Here is a 22,649-nt window from a genome sequence, read left to right as displayed (position 1 = left end):
ATCAGTTATAATTATTTCAGTTTTTCAGCCAGCAGCTGGTTGGTCAGTTTAGGATCCGCTTTGCCTTTGGAGAGTTTCATTACCTCTCCTACAAAGAGTCCCATCAATCCTTTTTTACCACCGCGGAATTCGGCTACTTTGTCCGGATACTTAGCAAGGACTTCATCAATAATCGGTGCAATGTTGTTTGCATTGTTATCCTGAAGGAGGTTAAGGCGCGTAGCAATATCCAATGGCTGCTCTGCAGGGTGTTGTAACAGTTCCGGGAAGATGCGTGAAGAAGCGATGGAGAAGCTGACCTTTCCATCTTCAACAAGTTGTATCAGGCCGGCCAATGCAGCTGGTGCCAATGGGAATTCTGCCATAGATCCACCCTGTTCATTGAGGGTAGATTTCACAGGGCCCAGTAACCAGTTGGCCACTGCTTTATATGCAGGAATGATCGTTGCTACCTGAGAATAATAGTCGGCCGTAGCCTTGTCATCACAGATCACGCGGGCATCGTATTCTGGCAGTCCGTACTGACTCACAAACCGTTGTACCATTGCTTCCGGCAGTTCGGGCAGTGCTTTCAGGATATTGTCCAGGTATTCGTCTGTCAGATGGAAGGGCGCCAGGTCCGGTTCAGGGAAATAACGGTAGTCGTTCGCTTCTTCCTTGGAACGCAGAGAGAAGGATGTTCCGTTGCCGGCATCAAAACTTCTTGTTTCCTGCATGATAGTGCCACCGTTTTCCACAATAGTGATCTGGCGTTTTATTTCTCCCTCTACTGCACGTTTTACGTTACGGATGGAGTTGAGGTTCTTTACTTCTACCTTGGTACCCAGTTTGGTCTCTCCTTTCAGGCGGATGGAAATATTGGCGTCACAGCGCATACTTCCTTCCTCCATGTTACCGTCACACACATCCAGCCAGCGTACCAGCCTGCGGAGGGTGGTCAGGAAGGAATATACTTCGTCACTGCTATGCAGGTCGGGTTCTGTCACGATTTCCACCAGGGGAACACCGGCACGGTTGTAATCCACCATGGTAAAAGATGGATCCTGGTCGTGCATGGATTTTCCGGCATCTTCTTCCAGGTGGATGCGGTTCAGTTTGATCTGTCTTTCTCCACCTGCAACGGGGATAGTGACAATCCCGCCATCACAGATGGGGGCAGTATGCTGCGAGATCTGGTATCCTTTCGGGAGATCAGGGTAAAAATAGTTTTTACGGGCAAAATAGTTGTCCCTTTCAATCCTGCTCTGGCAGGCCAGTCCCAGCCGGATGGCGTATTCCACCGCCTTGCGGTTCAGCATGGGAAGGGTGCCGGGATGACCCAGTGTAATAGGACTGATATGGGTATTGGGCGCGCCTCCGAAAGCTGCACTGTCTCCACAAAATAATTTGCTTTCTGTCAGTAACTGGGCGTGTACTTCCAGGCCAATTACTACCTCATATTTGTCAAAATCGATGGCTGCGCTCATGATGATCTTCTAACTATTAGCGCAAATATAGATAATGAAGGGTAGAAAGGGGAATCCCGGGAATATTATTGGAATTTAACAAAATTTTAGTATTCTTGTGGTGCAGAACCATTCAACCTATATTCTGTTTTCCTATACCTCTTCTACGGAACAAGCGAACAATCTCCACTTTTATCATTTTCAGTACCTTCAGGGTGTATGAATACCCAGGATGTTTATAACGTACAACAAGCCTTTTTTGCGTCAGGTAAGACCCTGCCCTATAAATTTCGCCGTCATCAGCTTAAGCTGCTGAAAATGGCCATAAAAAAGCGGGAAAAGGATATTTTAGACGCTTTACATGCCGACCTGCACAAACACCCCGTTGAGGCTTACAGCAGCGAAATAGGCTTCCTTTACGTGGAAATAGACTATCTGCTCAGTAATCTTAAACGGTGGATGAAACCGGAAGATGTGACCAGCCCCTTCATCATGTATCCCAGCAAGAGCAGGATACACCGGGTGCCCCTGGGTGTAACTTTGCTGATAGGCCCCTGGAATTATCCTTTTCAGCTGATTATGGCACCGTTGGCAGGCGCTATTGCTGGTGGGAACTGCGCCATTGTAAAACCGTCTGAACTGGCGCCCAAAACATCCGCGGTGATTACTTCCCTTATCAAAGAGACTTTTGACCCGGCTTATATTACCGCCGTCGAAGGAGATGGCAGTGTGGTCATCCCCGACCTGATGCAGCACCGTTTTGACCATGTATTCTTCACCGGAAGCGCTGCTATTGGCCGTAAGGTCATGGAACTGGCTATCCCTCACCTGACACCGGTTACGCTGGAGCTGGGAGGGAAATCGCCTGTTATTGTGGATGATAAGGTCAATATCCGGGTGGCCGCTAAACGCATCGTGTGGGGGAAATTCTGGAATGCCGGGCAGACCTGCATTGCACCGGATTATGTGCTGGTACACAGCAGTGTGAAGGATGAACTGGTTGCGGCTATGAAGAAGGCGATCATTAAATTTTTCGGGAAAGATCCTGCTGTTAGTCCGGACTATGCCCGGATCATCAACAATAAGCGGTTTGGGGTACTGAACGCTTATTTGCAACAGGGGAAGGTCCTGCATGGAGGCGCTGCGGATGAAAATGCGTTGTTTATAGCGCCCACGCTGCTAGAAGATGTGAGCTGGGATAGTCCCGTTATGCAGGAGGAGATATTCGGTCCTGTATTGCCGGTGCTTACTTTCAACACCCTCGATGAAGCTGTCCGGCTGGTCCGGCAACAGCCCAGGCCATTATCGCTGTACCTGTTTACCAAAAGGAGCGACACCGAAAAGGTTGTTACCGAGCAGCTTAGTTTTGGCGGAGGATGTATCAACAACACCCTCGGGCACTTTACGAACCCTGAACTGCCCTTCGGTGGTATTGGGCAAAGCGGCATGGGACAATATCATGGGAAATACAGTTTTATCACGTTTACACATCCCAAAAGCATCATGAAAACCGGTACCTGGATAGATGTGGCGATGAAGTATCCGCCCTTCAGGAATAAGCTTAAAATAGTCCGCTGGCTGATGAAGTAAGCGACTGATACAATTTTGATATGATGTTTTGAGCTAATAATATAGCTGAAAAAACACTAACTCATTGTTTGTTAATTGATTATGTTTTTCAGCCCTCTTTTGCCTGAGAGAACAAGCGTCGAACAAGCGTCGAACAAGCGTCGAAGACGCGTCGAATAAGCGACGGTAAAGCATAGAACAGACGATAATATAATATCAGTACCAGCATTCACTGAAATTTCCAATAAGCAGGATTATACAGTTCAATACCCGCCTGGAAGTACGACTTAGTTGTACTCCCAAGCTAATGTTATACCTGTGCATTCTTTATAGTAACCCATATATAACCCTTCATTTACCCATAGATAATCCATATATAACCCATATCTCTATAAATATGGGTTATATATGGGTCATATATGGCTTATATATGGGTTATATATGGGTTATCTCACCGAATAAGCTATGGTAGCAGCTTTGCCAGGACGATATAAAAATTGGATTGTGTACTGGGTTATAAAAGAGAGATTTCTGTAGTAGATAAATGTGTTATATCTGTGTTTGCATAGGATTTGTAATGTCGCAGGGGTTAATGAGAAGAGGCTGACCAAAAAGCTCTTTTTTGCTTTTGGTCAGCCTCTTTTCGAAGATGCTTGCAAAAACAAAGGCAGCCTTTATAATTTCAAAGGGCTGCCTTTAATGTTGCAAAAACGATGCTGGAACCTGGTTAGATATTCCGTTGCCGGTCACTTATCTGATTATAAATCAGCCTTATGCAGTTTCTTAGGGACTTTAATTTCTAAAGTCTTCTGCTGACCAGCCCTTTTCACCTGGGCGGTAATAGTGCCTTTATCCTTATTAGAACGATAAGCATTCGCCACATCACGGGTAGAATTAACGTCGTCACCTGCCAGTGAAGTGATGATGTCTTTAGCTTTAAATCCGGCTTTCTCAGCAGCGGAGCCTGGTGCTACACTCAATACCTCTGCACCGTTGCCCTCTTCAGTATCCTGTACAGACAATCCCAGTTTCACGTCATTATCTTCATTGAAACCATGAAGGCGGTTAGGGCCGCCAAATCCAGGGAAATTATCTCCGAAGTTAAATTCTCCGCGGGGAGCACGACGGAAGCCCTGCGTTCCGCCACGGGGGAAGAGTTGCAGTGTGCCAACGTCTTTTCTTTCATCCAGGGTAACTGTAGCTGTATTCTCTTTTTTGTCGCGCAGGTAAGTGATGGTTACCTTATCGCCAGGATCGTGCGCACCGATCTTTTCAAACAGGTCCTGTGGTTCATTGATCTTATCCGCATCCACCCGGGTGATAACATCGCCGGCTTTGATGCCTGCTTTTTCCGCAGGACTTTCTTTCGCCACCTCACGTACGGTAGCGCCTGCAGCTTCTTTCTTTTCAGTAAATACACCCAGCACAGCCTTACCAGGCTTGATATCCATCATACCTCCGGCAGTATCGTCGCTTTCATCGTCGTTGAAAAGCTGTACTCCTCCACGGGGGGCGAAATTGAAGTTATTGCCATCTACAGGCCTGATACGGCGTCTGTAAACTGAAAGATCTCCGTCCTTATAAGCATCCATTTTCTCCCCATCTACCAGTACATTGCCATCCTTGATCTCGATGGTCACTTTCCCATCCTTGTTACTGTTGCGTTTAATAACGATCTCATCATACTCTCCCAGTTTATCGCCCCTCTTATCCTGAGCGATAGTGGCAGAGCTAAAAGCAAAGCAGGTAATGCTTGCCAGTGTGAGGGTTTGCAATAGCTTGCTCATAATTTCCTCCTTTTTATGTAGTGAATTGTAGTTAACAAGGCAAATTTAGGAGGGGTGATAATAAAGGAAAAGTTAAAATAGGCGAAGTGCGAAAGTATGGAGACATAATCAATCAATACATGGTAAATAAAATTACTTTTGATGAAATCCCTGTTGTTATCTGATTTATGAAAAGAAAAGTTCCGTTTAAAGTAGATATCCCGGTGCCATGTACAGAGTCATGGGACGATATGACTCCCATGGATAAAGGGAGGTATTGCGGGCAATGCTCAAAGAAAATAATCGACTTTACAAAACTCGCTGATCATGAAGTAGCAAGGATGTTCCTTGATAGCAGAGGGCCTGTATGTGGGCGTTTCAGTGAAAGCCAACTTAACAGGGACCTTTTATTCATGGAGAAAGAACGGGCGAATGCCATTGTACCGGCGTTGCTGGTGAGTACAGCGCTGGCGGCAGGCATTGCATCAAATGCCGTGGCCAATCAACATCAGGTAGATATTACTCCGCAAGTAGAACAAAGAGATACTACCGGCGTGCCGGCCGGATCGAAAGTTAGTAACAGTGATACGACCGGAATGCCTGCTGCAGAAAGCCGGATCCAGCGGCCAGATCTTTCAGAAAATGATCAGGATGTAGTAGTGACGAATTTGCATATAAAATTTGAGCATCCGATAGTTTTTACGGGCTACACAGTTACAACCTTACCCCGAACAAAGCGCGGGATCAGAAAGGCAGAACGGAGACATAGGAAGGCATTCTCCAAGGCCGTCCGTTCAAAGCCTGTTCACATAAAAACACAGCTTCCGGCAGATGAGGCGAAGAAATGATACGATGATCAATTTTGTGAAATAAAAAGAGGTTATATCAAATTGATACAACCTCCCTATCTTAACTTTCGTCTAATCTGTTACAATATCGCCTTCACCTGCGTAATCACCTGATCCAGCTGACCCGCTTCCTGTCCACCAGCAGTTGCGAATGACTTCTGTCCGCCACCACCGCCTTTGATAATTGGAGCAATCTTCTCCTTGATGATCTTTGGTGCTTCCAGGCCTTTCTCAGCTACGAGGTTGTCAGATATCATCAGCGCCACATTCGCTTTACCGCCAATATTTGCAGCAAAGACAAATACATGGTTCTCTATTTCATTCTTCAAGGTAAAACACAGCTGCTTCAGCGCATCTGCATTACTTACATCCACGATCTTACCGAGGAAGTTGATACCATTGATCTGCTCTACCTGTTTCTGCAGGCCGGCAGATAACTGGCGTACCTTTTCCTGTTCCAGCACTTCCAGTTGTTTTTCTAAAGATGCTTTGTCCTGCAGCAAGGTCTCAACAGCCGTAATAGGATCTTTTGGATTCTTGAGCGCTGTCTTGATATCCTTCAGCTGCTTCAGCTGTGCATCTACAAATGCCAGTGCATTGCTGCCGGTTAATGCTTCAATACGACGTACACCTGCAGCTACAGCGCCTTCAGACGTGAATTTGAACAGACCCAGTTCGCCGGTAGCGCCGATATGTGTACCACCACAAAGCTCTACAGAGTAAGCAGGATCCATAATCACCACACGTACGATATCGCCGTATTTCTCACCAAAGAGCGCCATAGCACCCAGTTTCATGGCTTCATCTTTCGGCAGTTCCTGGATCACTACCGGTATATTGGCACGGATTTTTTCGTTAACGATATTTTCGATCTGCTCCAGCTCTTCATCCGTCACTTTAGCGAAGTGAGAGAAGTCAAAGCGCAGGTATTCCGGATTTACCAGTGAACCTTTCTGTGCTACGTGTGTACCCAGTACCTGGCGGAGCGCCGCGTGTAACAGGTGGGTAGCAGAGTGGTTCAGCGTGGTAGCCTGACGGTTTTGTTTGTTGATAAGGGCTTTTGCAGTAGTGGTAATATCTGCAGGCAGTTTATCTACAAAGTGAACGATCAGGTTATTTTCTTTCTTGGTATCTGTTACGTTGATGGACTCACCATTGAAGGTCAGGGTACCGGTGTCTCCTACCTGTCCGCCGCTTTCTGCGTAGAAAGGTGTCTGGGACAATACCAGCTGGTATTGTTCTTTACCCTTTGCCTTGATCTTACGGTATTTGGTAACGGAAGTCTCTGCTTCTGACAGCTCGTAGCCAACAAAAACAGATACCGGGTTCTCATCCAGTACGGTCCAGTCGCCCATATCCAGTTCAGTAGCAGCACGGGAACGGTCTTTTTGCTCTTTCATAGCCACCTCAAAACCTTTCTCGTCTACAGAAAATCCTTTTTCACTGGCTATCAGGCTGGTAAGGTCATATGGGAAGCCGTAAGTATCATATAATTCAAAGGCAGTTCTGCCGTCAACAGCTTTCTGTTTAGCGCCGCCCATGAAGTCTTCTATCCTGCGGATACCACTTTCCAGGGTACGGAGGAAGTTATTTTCTTCTTCGAAAACTACTTTGGCAACGAAGTCTACCTGCTGCTGGAGCTCAGGGAACACATTAGCAAACTGCTGCGCCAGTACCGGCACCAGCTCATGGAGGAGTGGTGTTTTCCGGTTCAGGAAGGAGTAGTAATATCTTACCGCACGGCGGAGGATACGGCGTATCACATAGCCGGCGCCATTGTTGGAAGGCAGCTGACCATCGGCGATAGCGAAACAGATAGCACGGATATGGTCTGCGATCACGCGGAAAGCCACATCCTGTTTGCTGTCGGTACGGCCGTATTTCAGTCCGGTCAGTTTTTCAGTATGCTCGATAGTGCCGGAGAATACGTCTGTATCGTAGTTGGAGTTCTTACCCTGCAGCACTCTTACCAGGCGTTCAAAGCCCATACCGGTATCCACGTGTTTAGCCGGAAGCGGTTCCAGGGATTTGTCTTTCAGGCGGTTGAATTGCATGAATACGTTGTTCCAGATCTCGATCACCTGCGGATCATCGGCATTTACACGTGTTTTACCATCTACCAGGGCTCTTTCGCTATCCGGGCGACAGTCCACATGGATCTCGGAGCAGGGGCCACAAGGACCGGTATCTCCCATTTCCCAGAAGTTGTCTTTCTTATTACCCATGAGGATACGGTCTTCCGGAACGTGTTTTTTCCAGAACTCGTAAGCTTCCTGGTCTTTTTCCAGGTTTTCTTTCGCATCTCCTTCAAAAACAGTTACATAGAGACGGTCTTTCGGTATTTTATAGATATCTGTGAGCAGTTCCCAGCTCCAGTCGATCGCTTCTTTCTTAAAATAGTCGCCGAAGCTCCAGTTACCCAGCATTTCGAACATGGTATGGTGGTAGGTATCGATGCCCACTTCTTCCAGGTCGTTGTGCTTACCGCTTACGCGAAGGCATTTCTGGGTATCCGCCACTCTCTTCCAGGCCGCCGCCCTATTGCCCAGGAAGTAGTCTTTAAACTGGTTCATGCCCGCGTTGGTAAACAGCAGGGTAGGATCGTTTTTTACTACGATAGGAGCAGAAGGCACGATGTGATGGCCTTTGGACGCAAAAAAGTCCAGGAATTGCTGACGAATCTCAGGAGCTGTCATAAGTATTTGAAATAATTGGTATGTATTATAATTTTGTGTCACCTAAATGGCTTTAATTTGTATTTTAGGCCAACTAGTGGTGTTTAGAAAATTGACATTCAAAAGATTGCCCTTTTACGCTATTTCCATTAGGTTTGCACACCCTGCCGCCTGGGCGGAAGGAGTGCAAAAATATTGAAAAAGTCTATATACCCTCTCATCCATATCTGTATAACCCTATTTAAAAGTAAAACAAGGACTTCCATTGGGAATGTAGGTTCTGCTTAAATGCTTAAGGCCGGTACATGAAGAAGGTAAAATACTTTTATAATACACAGACGCTGAAATATGAGAAGCTCGTAGTATCGATGCGGGTGAAACTATTGAGGATACTGGGATTTGTCTCTGCTGCCATCGTAACAGGGTTTATATTTCTGTCAATATCCTATCGTGTACTGGATTCCCCCAAAGAAAAAAGGCTACGGCGGGAGATAGAGGTGATGAATGAGCGCTATGAAGCTATGGAAGACCGCATGAATGATGTAAAGTCCAAATTGGCTGAACTCGAGCACCGCGATAATGAGATCTACCGTGTTATCTTCGAAGCATCTCCTATTCCTGACAGTACCCGGGCGGGAAGTAAGGAAAAAGAGGAAGAGCTGACCCAGTTACAGTCATTCTCCAGCAGCGAGATCATTGCCAGTACCGGCGCCCTGCTGCAGGAATTATTGCACCGCATAACCATCCAGGCAAAATCTTATGAAAAGATTGACGACCTGGTGAAGAATAAACAGAAGATGCTGGCTTCTATTCCGGCTATTCAACCGGTGGCCAACAAAGACCTGAAACGTATCGCCTCCGGTTTCGGTTATCGTATTGACCCCATTTATAAAACTGTAAAATATCACTCCGGACTGGATTTTGCCGCTCCTGCAGGCACTCCTATTTATGCTACCGGCGATGGCGTTGTGGAAGATGCCAGCTCCAGCGCCACGGGTTATGGCAATCACGTACTGGTCAACCACGGTTATGGCTATAAGACATTATATGGCCACATGCTGCGTATAAAGGTGAAAAACGGTGAAAGCGTAAAACGTGGTGAAGTACTGGGTTGGGTAGGTAGCACGGGTAAATCCACAGGACCTCACTGTCACTATGAGGTAGTGAAAAACGGAGAAAAAGTTGATCCTGTATACTTCTTCTTTAACGACCTTTCACCCGAAGAGTTTGACCGTATGTTGAAAATTGCTGCCTCCGGCAACCAGTCGTTCGACTAACTTGTTAAAGCTGAACCTGCAATAACAGTGGAGAATTTTGTAATTTGGTGCCATGATGCAACAACTGGACCTTTTTTCTTCACCGGATCCGAAACCGAAACCGCCAGTACCTGAACCGGTACCGGAGCAGGTTACTGTTCAGAAGCCGCCTCCGAAACCCTTACCGGAGGTGGAAATCCCAGTGAAGATACAGGTGCAGATGCCGCCTGATAATCTCCCTCCCGTTCCTTTTACCGGCACAGGCACATCCGTTACTGCCATACAGCCACCGCAGAAAAAACGCGGTAGAAAATCATTGAAGGAAGTGGCAGACGACCCGGATCTGATGAAGGCACTGGATGCTATTCCGCTGGATAAGCAATACTACTCAATCAGTGAAGTGGCAACGATGTTCCGTGTGAATACATCATTGATCCGTTACTGGGAAAATGAGTTTGATATTTTGCAGCCGAAAAAGAATCGCAAAGGAGACAGATTATTCCGCCAGGAGGACATTCAGCATCTGAAACTGATCTATCATTTACTAAGAGAAAGAAAATACACCATTGAAGGCGCGAAGCAAAAATTAAAGGAAGACCGGAAACTGGCAGCCCGCAGTTTCGAAATGGTACAAGCTTTGCTAAAGGTAAAGGGTTTTCTAACTGAACTCAAGGAACAATTATAAATAAACATCATGCGATTGAAATCACTACTCCTGGTTGGCGGTCTGTTACTGTCAACCCTGACATGGGCGCAAACCACAGCTAGCCGTGCATCCAACGGTAAGAAGGCGCTGAAAGGAAAAATAGAAATGAAGACATTAATGAATGACAGCGCTTTTGCGTGGTTCTATACTGGTGTGAACGGATATCAGCCTAATGATAATATGCTGAATTACATCAAGGACAATCGCGGTAAATTCAATGTAGTGGCTGTAGTAGGTACATGGGAAGATCAGAGCCGCCAATTGCTGCCTGCATTATATAAGATTATGATCCTCGGCGGAAGCCCTGAAGAACAGGTGCTGACCTATGGCGCTGATGAAAAGCTGAACAGCGATGCACCACAGGATTATAAAGTAAAGAAACTGCCTACTTTCATCCTGTTCCGCGAAGGAAAAGAGATTGGTCGTGTAAGCGGAGAAGTGGGTGAATCACTGGAAAGCGATATGGCGAAGATCCTGCTGAAAGCAAACAGAAAAGATAAAGACTGAGTTTAATTATCCGGTATATAATAAAAAGAGCCTGTGTCCAAAAAAGTAGATACAGGCTCTTTTCATCCGGGTACCTGATGGAGCCAGGTAGCCTTTTATGCAATTCATTTTTCGTGGATTTCCACTTTTGTACTTGATAGCTTCACGTCTCTCTTTTCCATAATGGCAACTACCGCCAGGTTGATCTCGTTGCGAAGGGCATTGTATTGTACTCCCTCAATAACGGGTGTCAGGTAAATGATCTGGATAACATAAGTGTCTTTGGTGAATTCATTCAGGTTCACAATAAAACCTTCCTGCACTTTTTCATTGGCGGTCAGCAATTGTTTGATATCCTGCAATACCTTCATCAAATTGTCAGCAGGAGTATCGCCTGCTACTTCCAGCCTTAATACGGTACGCTGGTGTGTACGCAGGGAAAGATTGTCCAGCACACTATCCACCATCTTTTTGTTAGGTACGGTCACATATGTTTTTTCCTGTGTGCGGATACGCGTGCTGCGCAGGCCGATCTTTTCAACATTACCCTGGAAGGAATCCACTCTCACAGAATCGCCTACACGGAAAGGTTTGTCGAAGAAGATGATAAAGGAACAGATCAGGTTCTCAATGCTTTCCTTGGCAGCGAGTGCGAGGGCCGCAGCACCGATACCGAGACCCGCGATAATCTTGTTCACCAGCACCGCTCCGAAGAGAATACGTATGAAAGCGATAGCGCCAAAGATGAAAACGATTGCTTTAAAGAAGTCCCTGAAAAATACGATAAACTGGTTGTCAGTAATATCGTGCGACAGATCAGCGCTCTTACTTATCATGAGTGAGATAAAATCGATCACACGCAGGATGATCCATATAATGGATACCGTCAGCGCCAGTTCCATAATGGTATGGAGCACCGGCTTCACCGTAAGACCATTGTACACATGCACATCCAGCTCGGGCGGGAAGTTCAGGTGATCTACCGTGAGCATGAAGGTGATCAGCAGCAGGAAGTACTCCAGTGGCACCAGCAGCAGGTGCGAAAATTCATGCTGGCCAATGTCGGGCGCCCAACGCCGTACCTCTTTATATAGCATGGTTGCCAGTCCTCTTGAGAGGTAGCGTTTGATCATGGATACAAACAGCAATATAATTGCCAGTATAAAATAGTTTTGGATAGGGTTACCAAGTATAACCTGGTCGAGTAAATTGTTCATAGTTTACGTTTGCATTCTTCTGGGGGCGAAATTAGAGAATCCTGCGACTTTCCTTCTCATCTATTAATGTTACGCCGGGTTGCCTACCCTTTTCGAAGCTGCCATATTTACCTTCAATCCCCAGTGCCATGGCTCCATTCAGCGTAGCCCATTGTAATATTTCTTCCAGCGCAATATTTGAGTAATGTTTGCGTATAGTCTGAATTTCCTGCCAGATAGATAAGTTGTGATTGGATGCCAGACTATCAGTGCCCAGTGTAATAGTGCAACCCTGACTACGGAGCAGGCCAATATCGGGTATACGCTTCTCTATATATAGATTGGCCTGTGGGCAGAGGCACCAGTATGCCCGGGGCGCCTGCTCTCTTGTAAAAGCAATATCCTGTTCAGTAGTATAGGTATTGTGTACCAGTAATACCGGCAATTGCCTGAACCAGGGTAACCATGCCGGCAAGCTGTTTGTACCGGGGGCTGTAAAACCTGAAGCATCCATGTTAAAATGCCTGTAAAAGTCGAGGAAGGCGCCTGTTTTGTCCTGATACAGGGAGTTCTCCGCTTCACATTCCTGGTTATGAATGCTGATGGGCGTATTGTCTGGCGTAGCAGCCAACAGGGAGAAAAGCGCTTCACTCACAGAATAGGGCGCATGCGGCACAATAGAACAGGAATGGCGCGGGCCATTTAATTCCCTGAACTGCCTGAGCACATCCAGGCTATACTCATAGCGTTGCTGAGCAAAGCCGGGTACAAAGCCCATACATTCTATAAAGGAGTGATAATATAAAAGAGAATCTTTCTTGAATGCCAGGGAGGCCGTACCATTACAAATGTCGCCTACAGCACTGATCCCACTCTCCCACATCGCTGTGGCCGCCTGTTGCATAGCAGCTTCCTGGGCAAGGGTATCCTGCTGCCCTCTTTTTTCCATGACACTGGTCAGGAAGGCCGGAAGGCCGGTCCCTTCGGGTACTACTCCGCCCATATGGGACAATTCCAGGTGACAGTGAGTATTAACAAAACCAGGGCTCAGTACGCCATTCAGTTGCTGTACATCGTCGCCCGCCACGCTTTCGTGCACGATATCCTGGACAATCCCTTCCTTAGATAATACCAGTACCATACTGCCGGGCAATAACTGACGCCCGTTAAATAATGCCGTACCCTTAAATTTCAGCTGTTGAGACATGTAGTAATTATATTAATTTTGCGGCCAGTCAGAGGAGGTGAATGCCCTTGGGGCCATTCATATCCTCCCAACAAAGATAATTATGATAGATAAACTTGATGCGATAAAGGGCCGTTTTGAGCAGGTATCGCTGGCGCTGACTAACCCTGAGATAGTTAGTGATAATAAACAATTCAGTAAGCTGAGTAAGGAATACCGCCAGCTGGAGAAGATCGTAAAGGCTCACGATGCCTACCTGAAACTACTTGACAGCATCGCTTTTAATAAAGAAGTACTGGAAAGCGGTGACGAGGAGATGAGGGACCTGGCCAAGGAAGAAACCGAATCCCTCCAGAACCAGAAGCTGGAGCTGGAAGATACGATCCGCAACCTGCTGATCCCGAAAGATCCACAGGATGAAAAGAACGCCATGCTGGAGATCCGTGGTGGTACCGGTGGTGATGAGGCCAGCCTCTTTGCCGGGGACCTGCTGCGTATGTACCTGCGTTATTGTGAGATGAAAGGCTGGAGCACCACTATTATGAGTGAAACCCCAGGCGCCGTGGGTGGTTATAAAGAAGTGGTAGTAGAAGTGACGGGCGATGATGTATATGGTACCTTGAAATTTGAATCGGGCGTACACCGTGTACAGCGTGTACCGGCTACTGAAACACAGGGCCGTGTACATACATCTGCCGCTACTGTGGCTATCCTGCCCGAAGCAGAAGAGGTGGACGTAGATGTCAGGGAGGCTGATATCAAGATGGATACCTTCCGTTCCTCTGGTGCAGGTGGTCAGCACGTAAACAAAACGGAATCTGCCGTGCGCCTTACACACATTCCTACCGGTGTGGTAGTTGAGTGTCAGGAAGGACGTAGCCAGCACTCCAACAGGGATATTGCCATGAAAATGCTGCGTAGCCGTATTTATGAAGCAGCGGTACGTAAGCATGAAGAGGCTATTGCCTCACAGCGTAAAAGTCTGGTATCTACCGGCGACCGTTCTGCCAAGATCAGGACGTACAACTATCCACAAGGCCGTGTAACCGACCACCGTATTGGTATGACCATATACAACCTGGATGCTTTTATGAATGGCGAGATCCAGGAGATGGTACAGGCGCTGCAATTTGCTGAGAATGCAGAGAAATTGAAAGTGGGTAGTTAATTATCTGTTACATTTGCACGTATAATAATATTTAGTGACCTGGTATGCTGCCACTTTGAAAATCTGGCAGCATATTTGTCTATAGAAAACGCATAAGAACAACTAGCATATTAAAAGAACGTTTAAATTAAATTTAAGATGAAAAGAATAAATCCTATCGTAGCTATTGTACTGTCCGCATCGATGTTATTTGGTTGTAAGACCTGGCAAGGCATGGATAACACCAAGAAAGGCGCTGTAATTGGCGTTGGTGGCGGTGCTGCAACCGGTGCTATTATCGGTAAGGCTGCAGGTAATACTGCCTTAGGTGCAATCATTGGTGCGGCTGTTGGTGGCGGTGCAGGTGTGTTGATTGGTAAGAAAATGGATAAGCAGGCGCAGGAAATCAAGAACCAGGTGCCAAATGCGACCGTTGAGCGTGTAGGTGAAGGTATCAACGTTACATTTGCTTCCGGTGTACTGTTTGGTTTTGATAAATCAGATCTGACTGCACAGGCACAGACAAACATTAAGGAACTGGCTACCATTCTGAATAAGTATCCTGACACTTACGTACGTGTGGAAGGACATACAGATACTACCGGTACATATGACTACAATATGAAGCTCTCTGAAAGACGTGCGATTGCAGTAAGTAACTTCCTGAAAGCACAGGGCGTTGCTGCAAACCGTGTTCAGCCTTACTGGTACGGTGCAACACAGCCCAAAGTACCTAATACTACAGATGAAAACAAGGCTAAGAACCGTCGTGTAGAATTCTCCATCTTCGCAAATGACAAGATGAAATCTGATGCGAAGAAAGAATCTGGTCAGCAGTAATATTAAACTGATATAATGATCATATAGTGCCTCCGCTCATGCGGGGGCATTTTTTGTTTCCCCCATTGGCACGATTTTGAGGCCACTCAAAGTATGGCGGCTAATAATAAAACAATCTATACTGCATTGGCAGCCAACCTGCTGATTGCAGTCATCAAATTTATTTCCGGCGCAGCAACCAATAGTTCTGCCATGATCTCTGAGGGTGTCCATTCTGTGGTGGATACTACCAATCAGTTCTTATTACTGTTTGGGATCAGGCGCAGTAAACGTTCACCTGATGAACGGAGGCCTTTCGGATATGGGAAGGAAGTTTACTTCTGGTCGTTTATAGTGTCCATCCTGATCTTTGGTGTGGGTGGCTGTATTTCATTTTATCAGGGCGTTATTCATATCAAACATCCGCCGGCCCTGGAAGATCCTACCTGGAACTATATCGTGCTGGCCTGCTCACTCCTGTTTGAAGGTACATCACTGATAGTGGCCATCAGGGAATTTGATAAAGTACGTGGAGAAATGTCCTGGTGGACTGCCATTCGCCGTAGCAAGGATCCGGCAAGTTTTATAGTGTTGTTTGAAGACAGTGCTGCTGTGGCAGGGTTGATAATAGTGGGTATTATGGTGTACCTGGGGCATCATTATAACACACCGTACCTGGATGGTGTGGCTTCACTGATTGTGGGCGTTATTCTCACTGTTGTATCTGTATTACTTGCGCGTGAGAGCCGCAGCCTGTTAATGGGGGAAGGAATAGCGCCGGCTACGCAAAAGCATATCAGAAGTATTGTGGAAAAAGATCCGGCCATTTTGAAAATACAGCATATATTTTCTACGTATCAGTCACCGGAAGAAGTGATGTTGTTACTGATGGTTACTTTCAGAGATGAGTTAGAAACGGAGGACATCAATGAGTCCATTAGCCGTATCAGGAAGACAATCAGGGAGGCCTATCCGTTGATTCATTTTATCATTATACAGCCGGAAAAAGCGGTTACGTGACTTATTTCAGCCACCACTTTCTTACAAGATTAAATGCGATAATACCTGCAATGGCGCCGACAGTATCTGCAGCTACATCGCTCATATCAAAGCTGCGGTGGATGGCGATATATTTTTGAATATATTCAATAGCGAGACCATAAAAGGACGCTGAAAGGGCAATGAGCGTCAGGGTGAACTTAGTGAGCACCCTTTTTTGCAGATATACACCCAGACACAGGAGGAATACAGTTCCTCCGAATAATCCGAAATGTACGATCTTATCCATATGGATCTTTTCGAAAAAGGGAGAAGACGGAATCTTCTCACCTGGTATCGTACACACGTACAGTACCATTAATATCCATATAATGGCTGGCAGATAATATCGGATCATTCTTATTGCTGGCACTGTAGTAATTTTTTGTCCGTAAAGTTATAAGGTTATAAAGTTGTTACCAACCTTATAACCTTAAACTTTGCAGGGTTATATCCTTTTTAACCTTTTATTAAAATATCGTAGAGGAGTGAGTGGATTATTCGCCAACGAGCGCCTGGTAAGCAGCTGCGTCCAGCAGACCTTCCACATCGGCAGGATTGCTAACGGTCATTTTGATCATCCAACCCTGGCCGTAAGGCTCCTGGTTCACCAGTTCCGGAGATGCGTCCAGTTCCGGATTGATTTCATTGATAGTACCGGCAACAGGCAGGAACAGGTCAGATACGGTTTTTACAGCTTCTACGGTACCGAATACCTCTTCTGCACCAAGGGTTTTACCGACAGTGTTGATATCAACAAAAACGATATCGCCTAATTCACGCTGTGCAAATTCAGTAATACCAATGGTTGCTGTATTACCTTCCAGGAGAACCCATTCGTGGTCTTTGGTGTAACGCAGGTTTGATGGAAAATTCATGGCAAGTTTGATTTTAAGCGGTAAAATTAAGGAAATTCCAATTGAGAATAGGCCTACTAAAAGAAAAGGAATTTATGTATCAATCTTATTTTCATGGGTACATCCGTTAAGGGGCGATCATTTGCATCTGTTTTCTGTGTTGCGATCTTATCGATCACGTCCATTCCTTTCACTACCTGCCCGAATATAGTATAACTCTGATCCAGCTGCGGCGTACCACCAATGCGCTTATAACGTTCCCTTTGATCTACCGGTATCTTACGCCCACCGAGGCGTGTCTGTTCCAGTTTATCCAGTTGTTCATCTGTCCACTTCTTGCCCTGTACGATGTAGAACTGACAGCCGGAACTTGCTTTCATGGGATTATTATCACGTGCAGCCGCCAGCGCGCCTTTTATATGATAGAGATCCAGCTCGAATTCAGCGGGAATGGTATAACTCACATCACCATTGCCAAGCATCGCGCCTGGCTGGGCATGTTTTGAATCAGGATCTCCACCCTGTATCATAAAGGTGTTGATAACACGATGAAAGAGCGTGCTGTCGTAGAAATGCGCTTTCACCAGTTTGATGAAGTTGTCCCTGTGCAGGGGCGTCTGATCATACAGTCTGATGATCATGGTGCCATAAGGTGTGATGATCTTTACTTTACGGTTTTTCGCCATGACAGTACCAAATGAGAGTAATAATAGCAGTAGGAGTAGCTGTTTTTTCATGTGGGGTGGGTTTATGATTATTTTTTCATGAGCCGGGCAGTATCAGCCTGGTTTCCGGTATTGAAGAAAAGAGGAGCGTTGTCAGCGCCCCTCAAGATCGTCAAAATAAGCGATAATGTGTTCCTGCAGGAATCGTTCCTGCTCTATCATACTCATTTTAGGAACGGGTTGGGCTTCTTTAAAATGGGGCCAGCCATCTTTATCGTAGCCTTCCAGTTCATAATAACCGCTTTGACTGAGCAGTGTACAGGTGGCCACATGCATGAGGTCCTGTTTCTGCTCTTTGGTGAATTTCTTTTTTATATGGCCCAGTTCCTGGATTCCTATTAAAAAGAGGATTGCTTCCATGTTCGGCTTCTTTCCGAAACGTTCAGTCAGCATATCCTCCACTCGTTTCCATTGCTGCGCGAATTCGTCCTGCATCTTCTAAATATTTAATTATGAGCTCCGTATGGAGAAGTTACGTTTGCAAATGTACGTTATAAAAAAAGATGATATAAATATGCCCAGGCTTTATTAATTTGGTCGCATGAGTTAGTGAGACTTATGAATGACCATTTCTTGATATAAGGAAAACCTGAAAAACCGCAGTTCCCTGATAATCATGAACGTAATTCGTAATTTGTCATTTATAATGTTATTATTAACAGCATTTTAACGGGCAGATCCAGCGCTGGGCGTAAGGTTTTACCGCCGGAATGTTTACTTTAGCAAACTTGTAAATAATATATAAGCATGGAGAATACATCGGATATCCGTCAATTGAACGAAAAGATCCATCAGGCCAGCGCATTTGTGGACCTGTTGAACCTGGAACTCGGTAAGGTGATCGTTGGTCAGCGTTACATGGTAGAAAGGTTGCTTATCGGCCTGCTGGCAGGTGGCCACGTATTGCTGGAAGGGGTGCCCGGTCTGGCAAAAACATTGTCCATTAAATCCCTGTCATCTGCTATCAACGCGAAATTCAGCCGTATCCAGTTTACGCCGGACCTGTTACCGGCCGACGTGATCGGTACGATGATATATAATCAGCAAAAGAACGAGTTTGTAGTACGTCGTGGTCCGATCTTCGCCAACTTTATCCTGGCGGATGAGATCAACCGTGCCCCGGCAAAAGTACAGAGTGCCCTGCTGGAAGCAATGCAGGAAAGACAGATCACCATCGGTGATACTACCTTCAAACTGGATGATCCGTTCCTTGTACTGGCTACCCAGAACCCGATCGAGCAGGAAGGTACCTACATGTTGCCTGAAGCGCAGGTAGACCGTTTTATGCTGAAAGTAACGATCGGTTATCCTACAAAAGAAGAAGAGCGTCACATCATCCGTCAGAACCTGAATCCTACGGCTACTGCTCCTATCAATCCGGTAGTACAGCCTTCAGATATCATTGCAGCACGTAAACTGGTACGTGAAGTATACATGGATGAGAAGATAGAACGCTATATTATCGATATCGTTTTTGCTACCCGTAATCCTGAAGACTACAAACTGCAGAAACTGAAACCACTGATCTCTTATGGTGGTTCACCAAGGGCAAGTATCAGTCTCGCGATGGCCGCTAAAGCCTATGCATTCACTAAACGCAGAGGTTATGTCATCCCTGAGGATGTACGCAGCATCTGCTTTGATGTAATGCGTCACCGTGTGGGTCTGACCTACGAAGCAGAAGCTGAAAATGTAACCAGCGAGAACATCCTCAGCGAGATCCTGAATGCAGTAGAAGTGCCTTGATAGGTGCTGTAGAGTAGCGAATCATTATTCATTTTAATCATTACCGGTGGATACTGCAGAAATACTAAAAAGGGTAAGGCGACTGGAAATAAAGACCAGGGGCCTCTCCAATCATATATTCTCAGGGGAATATCACAGTGCTTTCAAAGGCCGTGGTATGTCTTTCAGTGAAGTAAGGGAATACCAGTTCGGGGATGATATCCGGTCTATCGACTGGAACGTGACTGCACGCTTCAATCACCCGTTCGTAAAAGTATTCGAAGAGGAACGTGAGCTCACCGTGATGTTAATGGTAGATGTGAGTGAAAGTTCCGTGTTTGGTACCTCCAAGCAGAACAAGCGGAACATGATGACGGAATTGTGTGCCGTACTGGCGTTTTCCGCTATTAACAACAACGATAAAGTAGGTGTTATCTTCTTCAGTGATGGCGTAGAAAAATACATCCCGCCTAAGAAAGGTAAATCACATATCCTGTTCATCATCCGTGAACTGATCTCTTTCGAACCTAAACGTAAGGGCACTAATCTTAAGGAAACACTTCGTTTCTTCAATAATGCCGCCAAGAAGAGGAGCATTGTGTTCCTGATGAGTGACTTCCTGACCGGTAGTTACCAGGATGCACTGAACATTGCTTCCAAACGGCATGATATGGTAGGCCTTCATATCTACGATCAGCGTGATAAGGAATTGCCTTCCGTTGGCCTGATCCAGATGAATGACCTGGAAACAGGTGAGCGTCAGTGGGTGGATTCTTCTGATAAGAAAGTGCAGCAGTATTATACACAGCAGTTCCATCAGCATGTGCAATATTGCCGTAACTCTTTCAAGAAAAGTGGAGCAGAGCTTATCAGCATACGTACGGATGAAGATTATGTAAAAGCCTTACAATCCTTTTTCGTAAACAGGTGATAGTTTAAAGCTGAGCAAGTACTAACATGGTTAAACCGATTATAGTTAAACGTCTTATTTTCTTTTTCCTGCTTGGGTTCGTACTGGCGCCTTTCATCTCTTCTGCACAACAGCAGGTGGAGGTAAGCGCACAGGCAGATACTGACAGGATTCGTCTCGGGGAACAGGTAAAATTGCGCCTGTCTGCCAGCATGCCTCCACAAGGTATGAATGTGGTGTTCCCACAGATCCCTGATTCCTTCGGACATTTTGAAGTAGTACGCCGTTCCCCGCTGGATACCACCGCGCAGGGTAACACGAAGCTGTTGGGCCAGACCATTGTGCTGACCAGTTTTGACTCCGGCCGCTGGGATATTCCGGCGCTGCGTTTCGACCTGGTGAGCGGTGGAAATATTACGGATTCTGCTTTCTCCGGACCACTCAGTATCGATGTGAATACCATTCAGGTAGATACCACAAAAGCCTTTAAACCTATCAAAGGTGTACGTACTGTCGGTTGGAGCTTCTGGGATTACTGGCTGTATTTCGCCATTGGTATCACAGTAGCGCTGGTGGGCGTAGGATTGTTCGTGTATTTCCGCAGCAGACCGAAAAAGGTAGTTCCTCCTCCTGTAGTAGCAGTGGTGCCACCTTACGAAGTAGCACTGAAACAACTCGAGCAGCTGAAATCAGAAAAGGTTTGGCAGTCGGGAGATATCAAACAGTATTATACCCGGCTTACAGATATTCTGCGTACGTATTTTGAGCAGCAGTTTAATATCCCGGCGCTCGAACAGACATCAGAAGAGTTGCTGCAACATATCAAGCCTGTCACTATTCTGAACCAGCAGCGTGATAAATTGCGCAGCCTGTTAAGTCTGGCCGATCTGGCGAAGTTTGCAAAACTGACACCGTCTCCGGAAGAGCATGAAGGCGCTATGCAGCATGCGCAGGAAATAGTGGAATGGACGAAGCCTGCAGCAGAAAAAGCGGCAGCAGCCGAAGCCGGAAAAGAAGAAACAAAGCATCCTGCGTAAGCAGGTCGCTCCTCCTTCAAAAAGAGAAATTATTATTAATAAATGGATTTTTCGATCTGGAAAAGTATTGAATTTGCCCACCCCGCCTTCTTTGGCTTGCTGGCACTGATACCGGTGATGATCTACTGGTATATTGCCCGGCAGCAGAAGCGGCAGGCAGCCATGGAAATGTCTTCCCTGCAGGGATTGAAAGGATTGCCTGTTTCCTGGAAGGTGACCATGCGTCCCGTATTACTGGTACTGCGTATCCTGGCTTTTACCGCACTGGTAGTAGCGTTGGCCAGACCGCAAACAAGCAATACCTCCGAAAGCATCGATAGTGAAGGTATAGACATCGTGCTGGCAATCGACATTTCAGGTAGTATGCTGGCGCAGGACCTGCAGCCAGACAGGTTGGAAGCAGCCAAGAAAGTGGCAACGAACTTTGTGGACAGCCGTATCAGTGACCGTATCGGTCTTGTGATCTTCTCAGGAGAGAGCTTTACACAATGCCCTATCACAACAGATCATGGCGTACTGAAAAATCAGATCGCACTGGTAAAAAGTGGTATGCTGCAGGATGGTACTGCCATCGGTATGGGACTGGCTACTTCTGTAGACCGCTTACGCACCAGCAAGGCGAAGAGTAAAGTGATCATCCTCCTGACGGATGGTGTGAACAATACCGGCCTGATAGATCCGCTTACAGCACTGGAGATCAGCAAGGCATTCAAGATCCGCGTATATACGATCGGTGTGGGTACTGTAGGTAAAGCGCCTTTCCCTATGACAATGCCTGACGGTTCTATACAGATGCAAATGCAGGATGTACAGCTGGATGAACCACTGATGAAAAAGATCTCTGCCGAAACAGGTGGTAAATACTTCAGGGCTACCAACAACAAAGAGCTGGAGAATGTGTACGGTGAGATTGATAAAATGGAGAAAACAAAAGTAGAGATCACTTCTTACAGACGTTTTGCAGAACATTTCTTCCCGCTGGCTATGCTGGCACTGGCATGTATGCTGCTGGAGGTAGTGCTGAGGTATACTGCGTTCAGAAGCTTACCGTAACATACATAACTACATATAAATCGGGGCCGGGGAACTTTATTCTCCGGCCCCGATTTTTTTAGCCCTGTTCGTGATTTCAAATTGAAAAACGGGTTATCACGGAATGGAATTTATCATTTAACCGGGGGTACACCCCATCGGGGATTACATTCAACCCGGGGTTGAAACCCCGCGCTACAAACACTGGGACTCCTGACGGAGTCCT

21 protein-coding genes are annotated in these 22,649 nt (G+C 46.3%); 12 read left to right on the top strand and 9 right to left on the bottom strand.

The features are described from left to right. Positions 1-11: 11 nt before the first annotated feature. A complete protein-coding gene (gene gatB / locus BLR32_RS04485) occupies positions 12-1,466 on the bottom strand; it encodes an Asp-tRNA(Asn)/Glu-tRNA(Gln) amidotransferase subunit GatB (RefSeq protein ID WP_089829027.1) in 1,455 nt (484 codons plus the stop codon). Positions 1,467-1,664: 198 nt separating this feature from the next. On the opposite strand from gatB, the gene BLR32_RS04480 reads away from it, so the two are divergent. Beyond that, the gene (locus BLR32_RS04480) at positions 1,665-3,035 is read left to right on the top strand and encodes an aldehyde dehydrogenase (protein ID WP_089829026.1); all 1,371 of its coding nucleotides are present in this window, start codon (positions 1,665-1,667) and stop codon (positions 3,033-3,035) included. A 737-nt stretch (positions 3,036-3,772) separates the two neighbouring features. Here the strand turns inward: BLR32_RS04480 and BLR32_RS04475 are convergent. Further along, positions 3,773-4,801 (bottom strand): PDZ domain-containing protein, encoded by a 1,029-nt coding sequence (locus BLR32_RS04475; RefSeq protein ID WP_089829025.1) that lies wholly within the window; start codon positions 4,799-4,801, stop codon positions 3,773-3,775. A 167-nt stretch (positions 4,802-4,968) separates the two neighbouring features. Here BLR32_RS04475 and BLR32_RS04470 point away from each other — a divergent pair, with 167 nt between their 5' ends. Further along, positions 4,969-5,628, top strand: a complete 660-nt coding sequence (locus BLR32_RS04470; RefSeq protein WP_143011361.1) for a hypothetical protein — start codon at positions 4,969-4,971, stop codon at positions 5,626-5,628. A gap of 80 nt (positions 5,629-5,708) precedes the next feature. Here the strand turns inward: BLR32_RS04470 and alaS are convergent, their stop codons facing one another. Continuing rightward, positions 5,709-8,324: an alanine--tRNA ligase gene (gene alaS / locus BLR32_RS04465; RefSeq protein ID WP_089829023.1), complete on the bottom strand. Its 2,616-nt coding sequence runs from the start codon at positions 8,322-8,324 to the stop codon at positions 5,709-5,711. Positions 8,325-8,608: 284 nt separating this feature from the next. Here alaS and BLR32_RS04460 point away from each other — a divergent pair, with 284 nt between their 5' ends. From BLR32_RS04460 to BLR32_RS04450, 3 genes are read left to right on the top strand one after another with little or no spacing between them, the layout of a single operon-like run. Then, entirely contained in the window at positions 8,609-9,580 is a 972-nt protein-coding gene (locus BLR32_RS04460; protein WP_089829022.1) for a M23 family metallopeptidase, read from the top strand. 52 nt (positions 9,581-9,632) lie between these two features. Then, positions 9,633-10,244: a MerR family transcriptional regulator gene (locus BLR32_RS34315; protein WP_245705351.1), complete on the top strand. Its 612-nt coding sequence runs from the start codon at positions 9,633-9,635 to the stop codon at positions 10,242-10,244. Positions 10,245-10,259: 15 nt separating this feature from the next. Then, a complete protein-coding gene (locus BLR32_RS04450; protein ID WP_176842162.1) occupies positions 10,260-10,772 on the top strand; it encodes a thioredoxin family protein in 513 nt (170 codons plus the stop codon). 104 nt (positions 10,773-10,876) lie between these two features. Here the strand turns inward: BLR32_RS04450 and BLR32_RS04445 are convergent, their stop codons facing one another. Together BLR32_RS04445 and BLR32_RS04440 are read right to left on the bottom strand one after the other, a co-directional pair. Continuing rightward, positions 10,877-11,968, bottom strand: coding sequence for a mechanosensitive ion channel family protein (locus BLR32_RS04445; RefSeq protein ID WP_089829020.1), 1,092 nt, complete (start codon positions 11,966-11,968; stop codon positions 10,877-10,879). A gap of 31 nt (positions 11,969-11,999) precedes the next feature. After that, positions 12,000-13,154 carry an amidohydrolase family protein gene (locus tag BLR32_RS04440; protein WP_089829019.1) on the bottom strand — a complete coding sequence of 385 codons (1,155 nt, stop codon included), beginning with the start codon at positions 13,152-13,154 and terminating at the stop codon, positions 12,000-12,002. 82 nt (positions 13,155-13,236) lie between these two features. On the opposite strand from BLR32_RS04440, the gene prfA reads away from it, so the two are divergent. From prfA to BLR32_RS04425, 3 genes are all read left to right on the top strand, one after another. Next, entirely contained in the window at positions 13,237-14,301 is a 1,065-nt protein-coding gene (gene prfA / locus BLR32_RS04435) for a peptide chain release factor 1 (protein WP_089829932.1), read from the top strand. Positions 14,302-14,439: 138 nt separating this feature from the next. Continuing rightward, positions 14,440-15,120, top strand: coding sequence for a YiaD family glycine zipper/OmpA-like lipoprotein (locus tag BLR32_RS04430; RefSeq protein WP_089829018.1), 681 nt, complete (start codon positions 14,440-14,442; stop codon positions 15,118-15,120). 93 nt (positions 15,121-15,213) lie between these two features. Beyond that, the gene (locus BLR32_RS04425) at positions 15,214-16,119 is read left to right on the top strand and encodes a cation diffusion facilitator family transporter (protein ID WP_089829017.1); all 906 of its coding nucleotides are present in this window, start codon (positions 15,214-15,216) and stop codon (positions 16,117-16,119) included. 1 nt (position 16,120) lies between these two features. Here BLR32_RS04425 and BLR32_RS04420 read toward each other — a convergent pair whose 3' ends face one another. The 4 genes from BLR32_RS04420 to BLR32_RS04405 form a co-directional block, all read right to left on the bottom strand. Continuing rightward, a complete protein-coding gene (locus BLR32_RS04420; RefSeq protein ID WP_143011360.1) occupies positions 16,121-16,510 on the bottom strand; it encodes a VanZ family protein in 390 nt (129 codons plus the stop codon). A gap of 124 nt (positions 16,511-16,634) precedes the next feature. Next, positions 16,635-17,015 (bottom strand): glycine cleavage system protein GcvH, encoded by a 381-nt coding sequence (gcvH, locus tag BLR32_RS04415; protein WP_089829015.1) that lies wholly within the window; start codon positions 17,013-17,015, stop codon positions 16,635-16,637. A 56-nt stretch (positions 17,016-17,071) separates the two neighbouring features. Beyond that, positions 17,072-17,731, bottom strand: coding sequence for a peptidylprolyl isomerase (locus tag BLR32_RS04410; RefSeq protein WP_089829014.1), 660 nt, complete (start codon positions 17,729-17,731; stop codon positions 17,072-17,074). Positions 17,732-17,812: 81 nt separating this feature from the next. Beyond that, a complete protein-coding gene (locus tag BLR32_RS04405) occupies positions 17,813-18,154 on the bottom strand; it encodes a hypothetical protein (RefSeq protein ID WP_089829013.1) in 342 nt (113 codons plus the stop codon). A gap of 312 nt (positions 18,155-18,466) precedes the next feature. Here BLR32_RS04405 and BLR32_RS04400 point away from each other — a divergent pair, with 312 nt between their 5' ends. Genes BLR32_RS04400 through BLR32_RS04385 form a run of 4 tightly spaced genes read left to right on the top strand, consistent with a single transcriptional unit; the run spans position 18,467 to position 22,444 of the window. Continuing rightward, entirely contained in the window at positions 18,467-19,465 is a 999-nt protein-coding gene (locus BLR32_RS04400) for an AAA family ATPase (RefSeq protein ID WP_089829012.1), read from the top strand. A 46-nt stretch (positions 19,466-19,511) separates the two neighbouring features. Next, a complete protein-coding gene (locus BLR32_RS04395) occupies positions 19,512-20,375 on the top strand; it encodes a DUF58 domain-containing protein (RefSeq protein ID WP_089829011.1) in 864 nt (287 codons plus the stop codon). 26 nt (positions 20,376-20,401) lie between these two features. Then, positions 20,402-21,391, top strand: coding sequence for a hypothetical protein (locus BLR32_RS04390; protein ID WP_089829010.1), 990 nt, complete (start codon positions 20,402-20,404; stop codon positions 21,389-21,391). A 42-nt stretch (positions 21,392-21,433) separates the two neighbouring features. Further along, on the top strand, positions 21,434-22,444 hold the full coding sequence (locus tag BLR32_RS04385) for a vWA domain-containing protein (RefSeq protein ID WP_089829009.1): 1,011 nt from the start codon (positions 21,434-21,436) through the stop codon (positions 22,442-22,444). Positions 22,445-22,649 lie beyond the last annotated feature (205 nt).

The sequence above is a fragment of the Chitinophaga filiformis genome (assembly GCF_900102545.1).
In the GTDB taxonomy this organism is placed as follows: domain Bacteria; phylum Bacteroidota; class Bacteroidia; order Chitinophagales; family Chitinophagaceae; genus Chitinophaga; species Chitinophaga filiformis.
Note: the sequence above shows the minus strand (reverse complement) of the source record. Positions and strands in the feature narration are given on the sequence as shown.

Coding starts and splice junctions, on each gene's coding strand:
- BLR32_RS04470 (WP_143011361.1), top strand. CDS start 4,969: ATGAAAAGAAAAGTTCCGTTTAAAGTAGATATCCCGGTGCCATGTACA.
- BLR32_RS04480 (WP_089829026.1), top strand. CDS start 1,665: ATGAATACCCAGGATGTTTATAACGTACAACAAGCCTTTTTTGCGTCA.
- gatB (WP_089829027.1), bottom strand. CDS start 1,466: ATGAGCGCAGCCATCGATTTTGACAAATATGAGGTAGTAATTGGCCTG.
- gcvH (WP_089829015.1), bottom strand. CDS start 17,015: ATGAATTTTCCATCAAACCTGCGTTACACCAAAGACCACGAATGGGTT.
- BLR32_RS04425 (WP_089829017.1), top strand. CDS start 15,214: ATGGCGGCTAATAATAAAACAATCTATACTGCATTGGCAGCCAACCTG.
- BLR32_RS04405 (WP_089829013.1), bottom strand. CDS start 18,154: ATGCAGGACGAATTCGCGCAGCAATGGAAACGAGTGGAGGATATGCTG.
- BLR32_RS04445 (WP_089829020.1), bottom strand. CDS start 11,968: ATGAACAATTTACTCGACCAGGTTATACTTGGTAACCCTATCCAAAAC.
- prfA (WP_089829932.1), top strand. CDS start 13,237: ATGATAGATAAACTTGATGCGATAAAGGGCCGTTTTGAGCAGGTATCG.
- BLR32_RS34315 (WP_245705351.1), top strand. CDS start 9,633: ATGATGCAACAACTGGACCTTTTTTCTTCACCGGATCCGAAACCGAAA.
- BLR32_RS04430 (WP_089829018.1), top strand. CDS start 14,440: ATGAAAAGAATAAATCCTATCGTAGCTATTGTACTGTCCGCATCGATG.
- BLR32_RS04400 (WP_089829012.1), top strand. CDS start 18,467: ATGGAGAATACATCGGATATCCGTCAATTGAACGAAAAGATCCATCAG.
- BLR32_RS04475 (WP_089829025.1), bottom strand. CDS start 4,801: ATGAGCAAGCTATTGCAAACCCTCACACTGGCAAGCATTACCTGCTTT.
- BLR32_RS04385 (WP_089829009.1), top strand. CDS start 21,434: ATGGATTTTTCGATCTGGAAAAGTATTGAATTTGCCCACCCCGCCTTC.
- BLR32_RS04410 (WP_089829014.1), bottom strand. CDS start 17,731: ATGAAAAAACAGCTACTCCTACTGCTATTATTACTCTCATTTGGTACT.
- BLR32_RS04440 (WP_089829019.1), bottom strand. CDS start 13,154: ATGTCTCAACAGCTGAAATTTAAGGGTACGGCATTATTTAACGGGCGT.
- alaS (WP_089829023.1), bottom strand. CDS start 8,324: ATGACAGCTCCTGAGATTCGTCAGCAATTCCTGGACTTTTTTGCGTCC.
- BLR32_RS04390 (WP_089829010.1), top strand. CDS start 20,402: ATGGTTAAACCGATTATAGTTAAACGTCTTATTTTCTTTTTCCTGCTT.
- BLR32_RS04460 (WP_089829022.1), top strand. CDS start 8,609: ATGAAGAAGGTAAAATACTTTTATAATACACAGACGCTGAAATATGAG.